At 40.2% G+C, this 16,911-nt stretch carries 17 protein-coding genes; 10 read left to right on the top strand and 7 right to left on the bottom strand.

Going from position 1 to position 16,911, the window contains the following annotated elements; translation table 11 throughout:
- The first annotated feature begins 433 nt into the window (after nucleotides 1–433).
- The gene (locus ACE1CI_RS23150) at nucleotides 434–1,771 is read left to right on the top strand and encodes a DUF7986 domain-containing protein (RefSeq protein WP_413263346.1); all 1,338 of its coding nucleotides are present in this window, start codon (nucleotides 434–436) and stop codon (nucleotides 1,769–1,771) included.
- 90 nt (nucleotides 1,772–1,861) lie between these two features.
- Here the strand turns inward: ACE1CI_RS23150 and ACE1CI_RS23145 are convergent, their stop codons facing one another.
- Nucleotides 1,862–2,428: a pyroglutamyl-peptidase I family protein gene (locus ACE1CI_RS23145; RefSeq protein ID WP_413263347.1), complete on the bottom strand. Its 567-nt coding sequence runs from the start codon at nucleotides 2,426–2,428 to the stop codon at nucleotides 1,862–1,864.
- A gap of 49 nt (nucleotides 2,429–2,477) precedes the next feature.
- Between ACE1CI_RS23145 and hisH the strand changes: the two genes are divergently transcribed.
- Nucleotides 2,478–3,122 (top strand): imidazole glycerol phosphate synthase subunit HisH, encoded by a 645-nt coding sequence (hisH, locus tag ACE1CI_RS23140; RefSeq protein WP_413263348.1) that lies wholly within the window; start codon nucleotides 2,478–2,480, stop codon nucleotides 3,120–3,122.
- Between the two features lie 60 nt (nucleotides 3,123–3,182).
- Complete coding sequence (gene rsmD / locus ACE1CI_RS23135; protein ID WP_413263349.1) at nucleotides 3,183–3,791, top strand: 16S rRNA (guanine(966)-N(2))-methyltransferase RsmD; 609 nt, start codon at nucleotides 3,183–3,185, stop codon at nucleotides 3,789–3,791.
- Nucleotides 3,792–3,819: 28 nt separating this feature from the next.
- On the opposite strand, the gene ACE1CI_RS23130 is transcribed toward rsmD, so the two are convergent.
- From ACE1CI_RS23130 to ACE1CI_RS23115, 4 genes are all read right to left on the bottom strand, one after another.
- Nucleotides 3,820–4,035 (bottom strand): Nif11-like leader peptide family natural product precursor, encoded by a 216-nt coding sequence (locus tag ACE1CI_RS23130; protein WP_413263350.1) that lies wholly within the window; start codon nucleotides 4,033–4,035, stop codon nucleotides 3,820–3,822.
- A gap of 23 nt (nucleotides 4,036–4,058) precedes the next feature.
- Nucleotides 4,059–4,793 (bottom strand): dinitrogenase iron-molybdenum cofactor biosynthesis protein, encoded by a 735-nt coding sequence (locus ACE1CI_RS23125; protein ID WP_413263351.1) that lies wholly within the window; start codon nucleotides 4,791–4,793, stop codon nucleotides 4,059–4,061.
- Between the two features lie 211 nt (nucleotides 4,794–5,004).
- Nucleotides 5,005–6,687: a glycosyl hydrolase family 28-related protein gene (locus ACE1CI_RS23120; protein WP_413263352.1), complete on the bottom strand. Its 1,683-nt coding sequence runs from the start codon at nucleotides 6,685–6,687 to the stop codon at nucleotides 5,005–5,007.
- Nucleotides 6,688–6,724: 37 nt separating this feature from the next.
- Nucleotides 6,725–7,291: a Uma2 family endonuclease gene (locus tag ACE1CI_RS23115; RefSeq protein WP_413263353.1), complete on the bottom strand. Its 567-nt coding sequence runs from the start codon at nucleotides 7,289–7,291 to the stop codon at nucleotides 6,725–6,727.
- 108 nt (nucleotides 7,292–7,399) lie between these two features.
- Between ACE1CI_RS23115 and ACE1CI_RS23110 the strand changes: the two genes are divergently transcribed.
- On the top strand, nucleotides 7,400–7,705 hold the full coding sequence (locus ACE1CI_RS23110) for a DUF4058 family protein (protein ID WP_413263354.1): 306 nt from the start codon (nucleotides 7,400–7,402) through the stop codon (nucleotides 7,703–7,705).
- Nucleotides 7,698–8,192 (top strand): DUF4058 family protein, encoded by a 495-nt coding sequence (locus ACE1CI_RS23105; protein WP_496615892.1) that lies wholly within the window; start codon nucleotides 7,698–7,700, stop codon nucleotides 8,190–8,192. Before ACE1CI_RS23110 ends, ACE1CI_RS23105 begins: the two co-directional genes overlap by 8 nt.
- A 287-nt stretch (nucleotides 8,193–8,479) precedes the next feature.
- On the opposite strand, the gene psbA is transcribed toward ACE1CI_RS23105, so the two are convergent.
- Together psbA and ACE1CI_RS23095 are read right to left on the bottom strand one after the other, a co-directional pair.
- On the bottom strand, nucleotides 8,480–9,562 hold the full coding sequence (psbA, locus tag ACE1CI_RS23100; RefSeq protein ID WP_413263358.1) for a photosystem II q(b) protein: 1,083 nt from the start codon (nucleotides 9,560–9,562) through the stop codon (nucleotides 8,480–8,482).
- Nucleotides 9,563–9,786: 224 nt separating this feature from the next.
- Entirely contained in the window at nucleotides 9,787–10,872 is a 1,086-nt protein-coding gene (locus tag ACE1CI_RS23095) for a hypothetical protein (RefSeq protein WP_413265921.1), read from the bottom strand.
- Nucleotides 10,873–11,355: 483 nt separating this feature from the next.
- Here ACE1CI_RS23095 and ACE1CI_RS23090 point away from each other — a divergent pair, with 483 nt between their 5' ends.
- From ACE1CI_RS23090 to hflX, 5 genes are all read left to right on the top strand, one after another.
- On the top strand, nucleotides 11,356–11,979 hold the full coding sequence (locus tag ACE1CI_RS23090; protein ID WP_496615730.1) for a LuxR C-terminal-related transcriptional regulator: 624 nt from the start codon (nucleotides 11,356–11,358) through the stop codon (nucleotides 11,977–11,979).
- 93 nt (nucleotides 11,980–12,072) lie between these two features.
- Nucleotides 12,073–13,035 carry a 7,8-didemethyl-8-hydroxy-5-deazariboflavin synthase subunit CofG gene (gene cofG / locus ACE1CI_RS23085; protein ID WP_413265919.1) on the top strand — a complete coding sequence of 321 codons (963 nt, stop codon included), beginning with the start codon at nucleotides 12,073–12,075 and terminating at the stop codon, nucleotides 13,033–13,035.
- Nucleotides 13,036–13,137: 102 nt separating this feature from the next.
- Nucleotides 13,138–14,178, top strand: a complete 1,041-nt coding sequence (locus ACE1CI_RS23080) for a DNA methyltransferase (RefSeq protein WP_413265918.1) — start codon at nucleotides 13,138–13,140, stop codon at nucleotides 14,176–14,178.
- Between the two features lie 239 nt (nucleotides 14,179–14,417).
- Nucleotides 14,418–14,861 (top strand): tetratricopeptide repeat protein, encoded by a 444-nt coding sequence (locus ACE1CI_RS23075; RefSeq protein WP_413265917.1) that lies wholly within the window; start codon nucleotides 14,418–14,420, stop codon nucleotides 14,859–14,861.
- A gap of 55 nt (nucleotides 14,862–14,916) precedes the next feature.
- Nucleotides 14,917–16,629: a GTPase HflX gene (gene hflX, locus ACE1CI_RS23070; RefSeq protein ID WP_459564101.1), complete on the top strand. Its 1,713-nt coding sequence runs from the start codon at nucleotides 14,917–14,919 to the stop codon at nucleotides 16,627–16,629.
- The last annotated feature ends 282 nt before the right edge of the window (nucleotides 16,630–16,911 follow it).

Below are 16,911 nucleotides of genomic sequence, written 5' to 3'. Positions count from 1 at the left end.
TACTGAACTCAACCGTCGAGCCTGGTGTAAAATTACTCGCCGTAATCGTTACCGTTTCACCGGGCGCGTATATCAAGTTAGTTAACAACAAAACAGTTATTTACATTACAAAAAAGCTGGTGAATTACAAAAAACTAGCATTATGAAAATTTGATTATCGGCTAGCGACCGTTCATCGAGACAAATCTGTTCAGGAGTTCCCTTTACTCACCAAAATGTCCCGCTTGATTACCAATAGCCTGATTAGCAATATTTGTATTAAATAAAAGCTTAATATAGATGAAACAAATTCTCGGTAATTAGTTTTATAGACCTAAATTAAAAAATATCAATGAATGCCATTTCTGCTAGTTTAGGAAAATGTGTCTTTAGGTGGAGCGCTATTGCTGTGGCTGTAATTTACCTTATAAGAGGTGATTTAAAAATTTAGTTTATGGATAATATATTAGAGCGATCGCGCCAACTCAAACAAAATTTAGTAGAATTTGTCCTAGAATCTGAAGGAGACTTGGCAGTAGCTTTAGAATCTTACGTTGCAGCTAATTCCCATGCAGACAATAAACTTTATGGATCGGCTTACGAAAGAAAGTTATTAATTGATAGTTTCTTGACAGAGGGAAAAGTTAAAGGGCAAACACCGATTGATTTGTTTTTGGCAAATCAGCCGGAATTATCAGAGAGCGATCGCAATTTAGTTAAAAAATGGCAAAATAGCTTTCTCGGCTTGTTTGCTGTGCAAAAAATTTTACCAGATGGCTTTGAATTAATGAACTGGTTATCAGATAAACATTATACTGTTAAGCCAAATGATAGCCGTGCATTAGCAGAAATGGCTAATTTTAAAAATGGAGAAATTTTACTCACCAGAATTTCTCCGGTTACTGATGATTATTGGATGTTTTCTGGCCCTTGTTTACCAATGGGTAATTTAGGAAAACCAAAATTAGCAGTCGCTATTGGGAATTTTAAAGATCTACATAAAAAACATCTTTACAGTGATGCCCCAGATTTATTAGAAGCAGCTTGGCAATCTGTAGAACAATATCACCAAGATTTTCTAGATTTCTTTGGTAGTGATGAAGTGACAATGCCTGGATATCAGCTAAACAAAAAGTTTACCGAGTTTCAAGAAGTTCTCACTAAAAAAAGATTGGCAGCAATGGGAATAGATAATTCTAAGTCGCTGGAAGAAATGGCAGAAGAAGCTGGAGTTTCCCCGGAAGAAATTGCCGAAGCAGCAAAAGAATTAGGCGCAAATTCTCAGGAAGTTACCCAGCTTTTCCAAAACAATGGTAAACCGAAAATGATGCTGCCCAAAGTTGAATTACCGGACAATATCAAAAAAGCTGAAGAAGTAACAGTTATTGCCCATCCTCGCTGGGGACAGGTAATTTTGCCAAATTACACAAAGTTTAAATCATTATTGGTGACAGAAGATTGGCAGAATATTCCTAATGGCGACAAGGTAATTCGTAAATATTTGGTAGAGCCAGAAGTAAATGTTTTTGTCTGGAATCGTTTAGCTAAAGAGTATCCCACAGAGTTAGAAAAGTTGTTACAGAAATACTTAAATCGTCCTAATTTTAAATTAGAAAAAGATTTAAATCCTGTACTTCAAGCCTATAAAAAGCCCTTAGAACCAGAACTCCCGGAAATTGCCAGCGTTCCGATACATTTGCATAATTTGTTTTTAGAAGCGATCGCAGAAGTAGACAAATCCAAAGTTAAACCCAAAACCCCCAAAAAATCAACAAAAGGGTTTGGGAAATAATCAATTCAGATCCCCGACTTCTTCAAGAAGTCAACTCACTCAGATCCCCGACTTCTTCAAGAAGTCAACTCACTCAGATCCCCGACTTCTTCAAGAAGTCAACTCACTCAGATCCCCGACTTCTTCAAGAAGTCGGGGATCTAAATTCATCATTCTGTAAATAATTTGAGTTAAATTGGCTTGAATTTGGGGGAAGTTGCTATTAGTAAGAATGGGTACATGAACAAAGATGCAATGAGTTTTTAATTGCTGAGTTTTTAAATGATGGAGAATTGAGTAGTAAAGTCCCTCACAGACAAATTTACCAGCATCGTGACTGATTTCTACTCCGCTTAAATCAGCAATTAGTCGCTCTACATCTACCCAAGTTTTAATTACATCCTGTTCCCGGCAAGCAAGAGATTCTACTGTTAAATTGAGTCGGCTTTCCGCCATGCCGCAACAAACTATAATATCTGGTTGTAACGAGTGAATTTGGGCAATTACGCGATCGCTTGCTTGCTGAATATCCACAGGTAACTGGCGCAGAAAAGTTAACAATAAAGTAGAATTAATTTCTGGACTTTGGGCAATTTCTCTTAATAAATCATCAGATGAATTAGACTTCTGGTGAGGTAGCCAAGTTGTAAAAGAAGTTAACAGGACTTTTTTGCTCATATCCAATTAAAATGGAAACAGTTGTTTGATATTAACCAGGGGAGGGAAAATGGCAGTTATTGCTGTAGTTGATTATGACATGGGGAACTTGCACTCAGTTTGCAAAGGTTTAGAAAAAGCTGGTGCTACTCCCAAAATAACTGATTCACCCAGAGAAATTGCCCAAGCTGATGCAGTTGTTTTGCCCGGAGTGGGATCTTTCGATCCGGCTGTGCAACAATTGCGATCGCGTAATCTAGTCGAACCTATCAAACAAATAATTGCTGAAGGTAAACCCTTTTTAGGCATTTGTTTAGGTTTACAAATTTTATTTGATAGCGGCGAAGAAGGCAAAGAACCAGGTTTAGGTATTATACCCGGAACAGTTCGCAGATTTCGCCCCGAACCCGGATTAACTATTCCGCACATGGGATGGAATCAATTAGAAATTACTCAACCAAATGCCCCAATATGGCAAAATTTAGCTACTCAACCTTGGGTTTATTTCGTCCATTCTTATTATGTCGATCCGATCGATCCACAAGTTCGCGCCGCCACAGTAACTCATGGTAGCCAAAAAGTTACAGCTGCGATCGCTAAAGATAACTTAATGGCAGTACAATTTCACCCCGAAAAATCATCGGAAACGGGATTACAAATTCTCTCTAATTTTGTTAGCAGAATTCAAACTCCAGTTGCAATGGGCGGGTTTTGATTGAAGTCTAATCGCTGTTGCATTCAAAGCTTTGGCTAAACCCGCCCCTACTAAATCAAAATGAGTCTGAGAATTTACGGCAACCGCCTGCTAAAAACTTTACCAGGTCAAGATACCCGTCCCACTCTAGCCAGAGTTAGAGAGGCAGTTTTTAATATTTGGCAAGGCACAATTGAAGATTGTCGCTGGCTAGATTTATGCACTGGAAGTGGTTCAATGGGGGCGGAAGCTTTATGTCGAGGTGCTAGTTATGTTGTAGGAATTGAAAAATCAAGTCGTGCCTGTACAATTATTCAACAAAATTGGCAGCAAGTCGCTCATTCAGGGCAAAACTTTCAAGTTTTGCGCGGTGATGTTTTGCAGCGATTAAAAAGTTTAGAGGGGCAGAAATTCGATCGCATTTATTTCGATCCTCCCTACTCTAGCGAATTATATCAACCTGTGCTGGAAGCGATCGCGCAATATCAACTTTTAGCTCAAAATGGTGAACTTGCAGTCGAACATAGTCCAAATTTGTGGAATGTAGGAGAAATTCCTGGGTTAGTAATTTGTCGAGAAAAAGTTTATGGGAATACTGCTTTAAAATTTTATGCTTTAAATGAATCTTTCCAGACGCTTGATGAGAGCGAAATTACTATCCCTAAATCCGCTAGATCCCCGACTTCTTGAAGAAGTCGGGGATCTATACTGTGTATCATTACCGAAGTAAAACTTTAACAAGTTTAGGGCTTAAATGTTCCGCTGTAAATGCAGGTTCATTGGGTGGATAAAGTTCCTCTTCAGCGAAGTTAAATCCATTTTCTTTAGCGAGAGCGACTAATTCCTTAACCCGTTCGCAACTTTTTAATTTCTCTCCAATTTGAGGATCTACTTCAACTTTTTGGACAAAAGATTTAATTTCTTTAACAGACATGATGAACTCCTTTGTGGTTTTTTTTACACTGCTAATGCTTTGTAATTTTTGATGCGATCGCCTGGTGCAACTCCTAAAATTTTTGCTAACCAAGGTGGTGGGGAAGTGGTTAGTGCGCGTTGTAATTCTACCAACACTTCTCTAGCTGCGCCGCCTTTTTCCTTCTTCATGGGATAGACTCCGCCTTGAATTACTTTGGCAGCAGCAGGTCCCCCGATCGCTACAATATACAAAATCGGACAATCTTTAATTAAATCGACACGAAACCTATTTTTATCTTCCGCGAATTCTGCTTCTAAGGTCGATCGAATATCAATCAGTCGTATTTCTTCCGCTGATAATTGATAAATTAAATAACGCAGGCAAGAACCGAAATGTCCATCTAATTCTTCTCGATTATTCGACGCTACAGCCACCCGAATAGATTGCGGCATATCACCTTCTTGATAAGGTTCAATAGCTGGTAATCTATCACTTTCACCAGTTTCACCCCATAAAATTCTTACCGCTTGTTTGAATGCGGCTATTTCCTCTGTATTGGCATCTTCCCCATGTTCTTCTCCATCGAGTTCATAAGTTTGTCCCAAAGCTGTTTTCAAGTTAGTAACTGTGATCCGACTTAAGGATTTTTCGTCAATTTCACCACCCAAATAATCCAGTAATATTTCTAGAAACTCCTTAAGACTTAATTCGGGAAATAATCGTGAAGCCAAGGCAATTCGCAAGGCTACTTCATCTGAAAATGGCTGTTCCGGCATTGTTGTATTCTCTCTCGATCGTTAACAGGTATAGCTTCTGCTTGTTTATTCAAGACATTGGAGGCTTTAAGTAAGAAAGTCATCTTTTAGGATTACTTTCCCTATTAGATAGGAATCAACTTAATGATTCGGTATTTTTGAATACTGAAATTCCGTTCAAATATTTTTTTACTTTAATCAACAAATGTTCATATTTAGTACATTAATTTTATTATTTTACTGGCGAGCAAGGTTTGACGATAAAACGAGTATTATCCCCAACTGTCACATTACAAGAATATTCAATTGTCCCATTTGTGCCTACATTGTTTTTAATAATATTTCCAGTTCCTCCTAAACTAGACCTAGCTACAATGTTGCCACTTAATTGATTATCATCTATTAAAACTTCAGACATAGAATGAGGCGCATTATTAGTGTCTGCTACTACGTAAATCATGTATTTATCAACTTCTGGTGCTGATAATTTATTCCCTTTAATTGTCACCTTTTTAATTTCTGGAACTTTATAAATGCCTACATAACCATTGCCTTGGTTGTTGACAATTTGCGATCCATTTACAGTAGTACCACCGCAACATTCTTGAATTAAAATCCCCTCTCCATCAACGCTAAGATAGGGAGTATCCATCACTTGATGCCTGTAAACTTGATAATTGTTCCCTTCAATTTTCACATTCCAACCAGACCAATCGATCGCACGATTTTCAAAAGTAACAGCACCTCTAGGTTGACGAATTCCAGTAGGATCGGTCCACCATACTTTATTAGCTTGATCCAAAATTACATTATCTTTAATAATTAATCCATCACCCGCCGCATGAATAGCAACCCTCATTTTATGAAATACCCAATTATCCCGAATCACCACTCCCTTGCGAAAAAGTCCCGGTTCATTTTTGGGGTTAGCTGCTAATGCAAAACCTTGAGGTTTAGAACGATTAACTACAATTCCATAATGATTACCATAATCAAAAGGTACTTTATTACCTTCTGCGTAAGTAATCACCTCTTTTTTATCTAAAGATTGTACTTTATATCCGGGTTGATCGTAATTATCAGTAATGGTATCATTAACCCGATTATTAGCAACTAAAACATTAGCTAAAGCACTAATTTTAATGTTGGCAGTGAAGCGATCGCTATACCGCATCCAAGCTTCTTGAAAAGATGAATCTGGCACCTGATTAGATGGATCGGCAACATTATTATTGCGAACCCCAAAAATTACAATATTTTGTTTTTTGACAGTATCAACATCTCCCCCAAAATTGATTCCCGCACGATTAATATCTAAATTAACCACACCAATATTACTATCTGATTCAGCATTACTAGTAAAAATTTTTTTAAAAGCTTTAGTATTATCTGTTCCATTTCCCGAAAAACTCGGTTCATACTTAGGAAAAACCAGCTTACTTGCAGGCGCATACTTATCAGCTTTAGCATCTGTTACCTCTGGGGTTTCCCCACGAAGCACCACCCCATTTTTAAAAAATATACTATCAGTAAAATTGTAAGTTCCTGCCGGAAAATAGATAACTCCGCCACCATTAAACACAGCAGCATTCATTGCTGAATTAAGCTGATCTACTAAATTTTTACCGGTAAAATCTTTAATATTATATACACAGCCCCATTTGATATTATTAGTCCAAGGATAGGTATTTTCTCCATATTTCGCAGCAATGGGATTATCACTTGGGCCACCTGTTTTACTACCACAGTTGGGCGATCGACTCAGCGATATTACACCAGAAGATTGAGAGCTAACTTTTGGAGAATTGGAACCAAACAACCAATAAATTCCCCCAGCTAATATCAGGAAAATTCCCAATCCTAAGCAAAATAACAGTAAATACTTGACTAAACTTCTGCGCGATAACTTCTTCATCTTGCACCCTCCCAAAGACTAATAGCATAAATTTCAATTACTTACTCTGAGGTATTTTTGCCAATTGAAAAACCTGTTCAGCAGTAATTTCTAAACCCTCAAACAAAGCATCAATTAATGGCGTATTTCCCATATAAGTTTGGGGTGGCGCATCAGGATAAAAAACTGTAATACTTCTCGCTTGACTATCTACTACCCAAACTCGCAAAACTCCTGCATCCAAATAATCTCTTGCTTTAGCAGCTAATTGCCCAAAAGTTTGTCCCGGTGAAATTATTTCCACAACTAATTCTGGGGGAACAGAACAGGCTCCTTCTTGCTCCCAATCAGGAGGAAATCGCTCAGCAGAAATGTACAAAAGCTCTGGTATTGGTACCCAGTCTCGACCTCTTCGAGTTAATTTAATGGCTAATTCTGGACAAACTTCACCTCGTTGAGCGCACCATTCATAGAGCAGCTGAAGTAGTACCCTAGTCAGCCGAGAATGAAATTTTTTAGGTGTCATTTTTGGTATTACCTCACCATCCACCAATTCGTAAGTTATATCATCTTCTGGAAGCACTAGAAATTCTTCTAGAGTCAGGTTTTTTCTGGTTTGTAACATAACTGTGCCATAAAATTGCTAAGTAAAAAGCAGTAGGCTCATAGTTCGAGACTGCTATGATTAGTTTATCGTAGTAGATTCAGAATTGTACTGATTGGAGATAAATATATGCCTTCACCCTTTCCAGGGTTCGATCCTTATTTAGAAAATCCTGATTTTTGGCCTGAAGTTCATAATCGATTAATTGTCGCACTTGCAGATTCTTTAGTTCCCCAAGTTCGTCCTAAATATGAAGTGGCTATTGGGAAGATAATTTATGAAATTGCTCCTCTTAATAATGATAATTCTCTATTAGTTGGTGTTCCAGATTTAGCAGTAAAACGTCAGTCTTCTAATATTAATCAATCGAACTCTCAAATCGCTGTTGCTGTTGCTTCTTCTCCGGTGCAACCAATAACTCGTACCAATACCTGAAAAAATTAAACAAAATTATTTAGAAGTAAGAGACATAGGAACAGGTTTAGTTGTTACGGTTGTAGAAATTTTATATCCAGTTAATAAACGTTCTGGGGAAGGACGAGATAGTTATTTACAAAAACGGCAACGAATTTTAGGAAGTTTAACGAATCTAGTAGAAATTGATTTAATCAGAAGTTTCCCAGCAATGCCAATTCTAGAAAATGATATTCAGTCAGATTATCGGGTTTTAATCAGTCGTTATAGCCAACGACCGCAAGCAGAATTGTATGCCTTTAATTTGCCAGATTCTCTTCCGACTTTTTCTTTGCCTTTGCGATCGCAAGATGTTGAACCTACAGTTAATTTACAGCAAATCTTTACAGAAATCTATGATAAAGCAGGTTACGATTATCGAATTGATTACACCTCAGAAATCGTTCCACCCTTATCAGAACAAGAGCAAGCTTGGGTTAAGCAGTTGTTAGAAAAAGTACCGGATTAGAGAAATTTTATTCAAACAATACATTCAATCCCAAAAAATATCTGCCTACCACAGTACATCTATATATACATCTGTGTTCATCTGTGACTTCGGCGAGCGCTCAGTCGAGCCGTGCATCTGTGGACATCTGTGGTAAAAAAAGTAGGGACAGGACATCATAAAATCATGTCGATAATCCAAAATTTTAATGATGCCGTGTCCCTACGCATCAACAAAAACCCCAAAACAAAAAAGCGCCCTCTTTTTGAGAAGACGCTTTTTTGTTAAAGATTAATTATCTCAAAGCCTTAGCCATTGATCGCAGGAGCGCTCAAAGCAACAGGAGCAACTTCAGCAGAAGCCAAGTCGAGTGGGAAGTTGTGAGCGTTGCGCTCGTGCATTACTTCCATACCCAAACCAGCACGGTTGATTACGTCTGCCCAAGTCCCAATTGTCCGACCTTGTGAGTCAATTACAGATTGGTTGAAGTTGAAACCGTTGAGGTTGAAAGCCATTGTGCTTACACCCAAAGCGGTGAACCAGATTCCGATTACGGGCCATGCACCTAAGAAGAAGTGCAAGCTGCGGCTGTTGTTGAAAGAAGCATATTGGAAAATCAAACGGCCAAAGTAACCGTGTGCGGCTACGATGTTGTAGGTTTCTTCTTCTTGACCGAACTTGTAACCGTAGTTTTGAGATTCGATTTCGGTGGTTTCACGCACCAAGGAAGATGTTACCAAAGAACCGTGCATTGCACTGAACAAGGAACCGCCGAATACACCAGCCACACCTAACATATGGAAGGGGTGCATCAGGATGTTGTGCTCTGCTTGGAACACCAACATGAAGTTGAAGGTTCCAGAGATTCCCAAAGGCATTCCATCAGAGAAGGAACCTTGACCCAATGGGTAGATCAAGAATACTGCGGTAGCTGCGGATACTGGTGCGCTGTACGCTACGCAGATCCAAGGACGCATACCTAAGCGGTAGGACAATTCCCACTGACGACCCATGTAGCAGAATACACCGATCAAGAAGTGGAAAATTACCAACTGGTATGGGCCACCGTTGTACAGCCATTCGTCTAAGCTGGCTGCTTCCCAAATTGGGTAGAAGTGCAAGCCAATGGCGTTAGAAGAAGGTACAACTGCTCCAGTGATGATGTTGTTTCCGTAGATTAAGGAACCAGCTACGGGTTCGCGGATACCATCGATGTCTACTGGAGGTGCAGCAATGAAAGCGATGATGAAGCAGGTGGTTGCGGTTAGCAGGGTGGGGATCATCAATACGCCGAACCAGCCAATATATAAGCGGTTTTCGGTGCTGGTGATCCAGTTGCAGAACCGTTCCCAGACGTTAGCGCTAGAGCTACGTTGAATGGTTGTGGTCATTGTTGGATAATTGCGATGATTTATTTTTCTAGGTTCTGAGCGGTTTGTTTGCCCGCCTAAATATACATTAAGGGATTTGTTGCGGTTTGTAAAGTATTTGTTGCAATTAATTTAATTGTTTAATCTTATGGTAGATATCAGAACTGCTTATGGAAGGCAGTAGATCCCCGACTTCTTGAAGAAGTCGGGGATCTGAGGGGGGATCTGAGGGGATCTGAGCAGGACTATTTCCGCCGTACTGCACTAGGAACAGTTTCCTTTTTTGCTTTTTCTGAGGTAGGCTGAAGTTTCAGACCGGAGAGAATTTGGCGCACATTCAAAGCTAGAAAGCGATCGACCGGAATATAAATCCGATAGATCGGGCGTTGAGTATCTTGGTAAGTTCTTTGAAATCCCAGAACTCTCGATATTTCTCCAGCAAAGGGATTGATTGCCACACTATGTAAATCGCAGAGATTGGGAAAATCAACTTGTACTTTTACCAAAGTTTTCTGTAAATCTTCCACAAAATCACAGAGCGTCTCATACTCCATGTATGGATTATCGATTAGGCAAGCTCTGAGAAAGGCGGAACTGCAATCTTCATCTCCCTTAACAGCCATTTTAAAAGGTTCATTTTGCATATCGGAAGTCAAGAAGCGAGTTTTTCCGGGAGGGAGAAAGAAATTCGCTTCTGATTCCTTTACAGTTGGGTAAATAATCGAAATTCCTACGGGATGCAAGTTATCACTCCGTCGCAACACCCGCATTCCAGTGGAATATTGCTTTGCCCAATCGCGTAATGTTCGGGTAATCTGGTGAGGAGTTGCGGTGGCATCTTTTGCCGTTTGCACGTAATGCCGATCGATCAAATTAGCAACCGGAACCGCATCAGTTCTGGGATTAAAATCATCTATGATTAATTCCACTGGTTTTACTGGCTCTGGTGGGGGATAATCGCACCCACCAAGCACAATTTGAATACAAGTAGTGTTACCATCAAAGTGTTTTTCAATTAAACCGAGTGCTGCTAATTGATTAAGCATCATTCCCGCAGCCCGATCGCCACCCCGGTCTTTTTCACCATAGAATAGTTCCGCTGCCTCCTTGTGAGTACAAGCTACCCATCCTTGCGGCAATTCTAATTTTGTCAAAGGTTGCACTAAGCGTCCATCTGATTCTTGTAACTGTTTCACCAATAAGTATGCCCACAAGCGAACAAAATACTCAGCCCTTCGCTTGGTAAGTCCACCCCCCCGCTTCACCAACATGGAAACATAGCTACGCTGCTGTTCGATCGGAAACCACTTTTCTAAGTATTCTGGGTTCATAGAAGTAAAGTGAATCAGGTAATTTTTTACAAGCTATCGGCAAGAGTGCGGCACATCTTGATGATGGAAGCACACAGGGAGTAGGGAACAAATATTTTCTGTAACCTTTTCCCGGCGAATGGTTGGTAGCCTTTTTCCAGAAGCACCCTTTAGGGTGAGGTTTTTCCTGACTACTAGACCGAGAATTTGTACAGAAGCAACAAGTTTGGCTACAAATGCCAGGAAACCATATCCCGAAGCGGGGCTAAATAGTAGCTACAGTTTTTGCTTTAAGAGCACTAAAGGCTGATGTCGGCTATTTTGGGGTTTTCTGGCTCCATCAGCTTTTAGTTTAACAAAAAACTTCACCCTACTTCAGGTTGATTCACTCAACTGGAGTCCTTACGATATGACTTCTCCAGACTGGTGAGTTCAACGCCTTACTCATTGCATCTTCACTTTTAGCAAAGAGAGAATGGGCTCATAGCGAGAGAGAAATGAATTATGAACGCTCATTCACTGACTGTTAATCTAGAAACATCTCCAGAAATTAACGCTGTAACAAACGCATTATTTAATTCTCCTTGGATGGTTTTAGCTGAGTCATTAAGAGAAGGTGTGATGGTAATTTCGCGCCATGTTAAACCTATCTATATGAATCTACAAGCTAAGGAAATTAGCCAAAAATTGTCAGTTGGCGATCGCCATTTAAGCACTTTACCATTAGAAATTTCCGAAATTTGCTATCGGTTAATTAAACAGGGTATAGGTTATCAACAATCGATCGTTACCGAATGTTCAACCGCCGAACAACAAACAATTCGGATTCGCGCCAGTTGGGTAAACTTAGGTGTTACTGATGCTAATTTACCCGCAAGCGAAAATCAACAGATTTTGATTTTCTTAGAAAATCGCAATCAAATTCTGCAAGAAGATTTACAATTCGAGCAACAAAAGTATCAGTTAACCGATCGCGAAATCGAAATTTGGTCGCTGCTACGTCAAGAATACAGCTATCAAGACATTGCCGAAAAGCTGCATATCAGTTTAAACACCGTCAAAACTCATGTCAAAAACATCTACGCCAAAAAACGTTGGCACCAATTAAAAGACAGCGATGAGGAGTAAGTGTTTGGCAAAATGGGGAAGAGTAAGTCTCGCCAGTCTTGGGAGTTTAGCTAAAATTAATTTAGCCGTCAATCATCAGTAAAAATTTAATTTATGTCAGCTTCTACTTCCCGCCAAATCACTTACAGTCCTGCTTATACCATCGTCCCTACCTATGAATGTTTTAACCGATGTGCTTATTGCAATTTTCGCACCGATCCAGGTAAAAGTCCTTGGTTAACTCTTGCTGATGGGGAAATTTTACTCAAGTCTCTGCAAAATACAGGCGTTTGTGAAATTTTGATTCTTAGCGGCGAAGTACATCCCAACTCACCTTTACGAAAAGCTTGGTTCGATCGCATTTACCACCTCTGTAAACTAGCACTCTCTTTAGGATTTTTACCGCATACTAATGTTGGGCCATTAAGTTTCGCAGAAATGGCACAATTAAAAACTGTCAATGTTTCAATGGGTTTAATGTTAGAACAATTAACACCCAGTTTATTAAACACAGTTCACAAAAATGCACCCAGTAAATTACCAGAATTAAGATTAAAACAGTTAGAATTTGCAGGTGAATTAAAAATTCCTTTTACTACTGGTTTGTTGTTGGGTATTGGGGAAAATTCATCAGATTGGTGGGAGAGTTTGGAAGCGATCGCCAAAATCCACCAACGCTGGGGAAACATTCAAGAAGTAATCCTCCAACCCCACAGTCCCGGAACTCAACAAACTGGACAATTTCCCGCTTTTGATACTCATTTATTACCCGAAATAATCACGAAAGCCAAACAAATTTTACCCGCAAAAATCACAATTCAAATTCCTCCCAACTTAGTCCAACAACCAGAATTATTATTAGCTTGTTTAGATGCAGGTGCGAGAGACTTAGGGGGAATCGGACCAAAAGATGAAGTGAATCCAGATTATCCTCATCCCCATTATCAGAAATTAACTCAAATTTTGCAACCAGCGAGTTGGGAATTAGTGCCACGTTTGCCAGTATATCCGCAATATGATGATTGGTTAACTGAAGAATTGCAAATTAGTGTTAAGCGGTGGCGACAAAAGAAATAATAATTGGCTAAATTGAACCACACTTATTCCTAAGTAGTTGCTTGTTTTTTTAATCTATCTTAGATAAGATAACTAAAATAAAGTTGTATTTTTAGTTGAATAATGGAGATTTACTTCAAATCAGCCCAAGTCACCCTTTACCAGGGAGATTGCTTAGAGGTGTTGCGATCGCTCCCGGATAATTCAGTTAATCTTATTCTGACAGATCCGCCTTATCATTCTACTAAAAAAGCTAATATTGTGGGTGATAGAGATTTTAAGAATGATAGAGACTACTTAAATTGGTTAGACAAAATAGCAGAACAATGGCAAAGAGTATTAACTCCCAACGGTTCCCTTTACTGTTTTGCTTCTCCTAAAATGGCAGCAAAAATCGAAGTGATGTTAGATGAACGGTTTAATGTACTAGCATCAATTACTTGGACAAAACCAAACGATCCTGGTTATGATGGTTGGAAGCAAAAAACAAAAAAAGAAAGTTTACGAGCTTGGTATTCACATACCGAACGAATAATTTTTGCTGAGTCAGCATCTAAAGAAGAACCAAAACAATCAGCATTTGGCAGCTTGCTAAAGAAAACGCGCAAAGCAGCAGGATTATCAACTATTCAACTCACAGAAGCTATTGGTGAGTATGGGAGTATAAATCATGGTGGTGCAGTATCAAATTGGGAAACTGGCAGAAATATTCCCGATCGCACTCAATACGAAAAACTAAAATTAGCCTTTTCTAAACATAGTCCGCAAATTCCAGAATTACCTGATTATGAAACAATAATTAGACCTTTTTATGTAACGGCTGATATACCCTACACAGATGTTTGGGATTTTCCCACAGTCAAACCTTATCCTGGTAAACATCCAGCAGAAAAGCCATTAGATTTAATTACTCATATTATCAAAGCCAGTTCTTACCCAAATAACGTTGTGTTGGATTGTTTTGCTGGATCGGGTGTTGTTGGACAAGCTGCTAAAATGTTAGGTCGTCAAGCAATTTTAATTGAAATTGAAGAACGTTGGTGTCAAAAAATTGCGGTGCGCTGTTCTGAGCCAACTCAGTCATTACCAGAAGTTAAAAAAACAGCTTTTGAGTGGCAGAAAGAACCTTTATTTCAATTATTGACAACCGGAGACGGCATTTAACTTAAACTATTTAATTCTTCCATTATTGCGGAGTACATCCTCCATCCATTTTAAAGTTAAATCAACACCCCAATCTCTAGCAGCTGCATTACAGTGATGATGCCCCCATCCAAGGTTATAACTTTTTACTAATAACTCTAAAACAATGATTACAAATACTCAAAAAGTCGATCGCACCTTGTAACCAAGAAACCACATTTGTATAATTAGTATACAAAAATTTTAGTTACAGACATTTTATGACCAATGATAAGACTTATAAAGAACAGTTGACGAAGTGCGATCGATCTTTGCAGACCAACCCAGCAAATAGTCAGCTTTGGTATGACAGAGGAGATGCGCTTGCCAACTTAGGTCATTATCAAAAAGCATTAGCCAGTTTCGACAAAGCCACAGAACTACAACCGCAAAACTGCGGCGCTTGGGTATTTCGAGGAGTTGTGTTAATTCACCTACAGCGTTATAAAGAAGCCCTCAACAGTTGTAACCAAGCATTAGAAATTAAGCCTAACGATAGCGAAGCTTGGACATTTCGGGGTGCGGCATTAGCTAAATTAGGTCGCCAACAAGAAGCTTACCTGAGTTACGAAAAAGCATTGGGGGGGAAAAAAGAACCATCGCCTTGGCGAACACAGGTGTGGAAATTCTTCGACTTCTTCAACAAACACAGTTTCCAGTCGTGATTGATTAAAATAGGTAATACCCCATTCGCAGCCAGGTTACTGGTAAGGAAGTCCTATAGAAACGATTTACGGAAACCTTCAGGGTCTAAAATCTAGTCAACTTAAGCAGCTAGAACGACTGTATCACCAACGTCTTCCGGGCGATCGCATCACCACGCCAGAATTCGCCCAGCGTTTAGGTGCCATTAGTGCGGAAATTAACCAACCTGTGTGCGCCTATATTAACCGTCGGGGACAAGTAATTCGTGTAGGTGTGGGAACGCCCAGACAAACGCAAATTCCGCCCTTGGAACTACCTCGCTATGGTGCTGAACGACTCAGTGGTATACGTTGCATCGCTACGCAACAAAAAACCGATCCACCCAGCGAAGCAGACTTGACAGCAATGGCGATTCAACGCTTAGATGCTTTAGTCAGTCTCACCTTTACCGAAGAAGGATTTGAACGCCGAGGCGGTGGCGCAACTGGGTATGTCAAAGAAACCTATTTAGCGCATCTCGTCCCTAATACGGGAGAAAAGTCGGAACTCAACGGACAAGCTGCTTGGACAGTTTCTTCACCCATGAGTTTAGACCTGTTAAGCAAACAAGACTTATTGGAATTAGTCGAAAACTTAGAAGCAGAATTCCAAAGAGAATTTGTCGCCCAACAGGTAGACCTTGACCACGATCGCGTTTTAATAGTAGGTTTGCAAACAGATAACCTCAAGCCACAGGAATTTCAAAACATCCTCGATGAATTGGCAAGGTTAGTCAACACAGCAGGCGGAGAAGTTTTGCAAACTATCAAGCAAAAGCGTTCTCGTTTGCATCCCCAAACCGTTGTCGGTGAAGGTAAAGTGCAAGAAATTGCCCTGAGTGCCCAAACATTAGGCGCAAATTTAATTGTATTCGATCGCGACCTCTCCCCCGGACAAGTTCGCAACCTGGAAACCCAAATTGGCGTGCGCGTAGTCGATCGCACTGAAGTAATATTAGATATCTTCGCCCAAAGAGCCCAATCTGGAGCCGGGAAATTACAAGTAGAACTCGCCCAGTTAGAATATATGCTGCCTCGACTCACAGGTAGAGGACAAGCAATGTCTAGGTTGGGTGGTGGTATTGGTACTCGCGGTCCGGGTGAAACAAAATTAGAAACCGAACGTCGGGCTATTCAACGTCGCATCGCCCGCTTACAACAGGAAGTTAACCAATTACAAGCGCACAGAACAAGACTGCGGCAAAACCGTCAGCATAAAGAAGTTCCCTCAGTAGCTTTAGTAGGTTACACCAACGCTGGCAAATCTACCCTGTTGAATACACTGACTAACGCCCAAGTTTACACCGCAGACCAACTGTTCGCCACCCTCGATCCTACTACCCGACGCTTGATGATTCCCAATGCAGATACTGGGGAACAAATGGCGATCGTCCTCACCGATACAGTAGGATTTATTCACGAACTACCCCCAGCATTAATGGATGCTTTCCGCGCCACTTTGGAAGAAGTCACCGAAGCAGACGCTTTACTGCATTTAGTAGACCTTTCCCATCCCGCGTGGCAAAGTCAGATTCGTTCGGTAATGGCTATTTTGTCAGAAATGCCCATTACTCCGGGTCCCGCTTTAATCGCTTTTAACAAAATTGACCAAGTAGACAGCGACACCCTCGCCTTAGCGCAAGAAGAGTTTCCCCAAGCAGTGTTCATTTCTGCAAGCGATCGCTTAGGATTAGAAACACTGCGTCAGCGACTCGCCTTATTAGTCAATTATGCGCTTGTGCATCATTAAAAGGTATGCCACCCAGATCCCCGACTTCTTGAAGAAGTCGGGGATCTTGATTAGAAGCTCAGTACCCAGATCCCCGACTTCTTGAAGAAGTCGGGGATCTTGATTAGAAGCTCAGTACCCAGATCCCCGACTTCTTGAAGAAGTCGGGGATCTTGATTAGAAGCTCAGTAATTTAACTAGTATATTTTCTAAGTAAGGAACACCCCGTTGTGATAGCGGGGTTAATTTTTTCCTAGTCTTGAGCTAACTAAAAATTGCTATCTTACGCAAACTTACTGAGGG

Origin of the sequence: Floridaenema flaviceps BLCC-F50 (assembly GCF_041929275.2) — a bacterium.
GTDB lineage: Bacteria > Cyanobacteriota > Cyanobacteriia > Cyanobacteriales > Aerosakkonemataceae > Floridanema > Floridanema flaviceps.
This window is presented reverse-complemented; position numbering and strand designations above follow the sequence as displayed.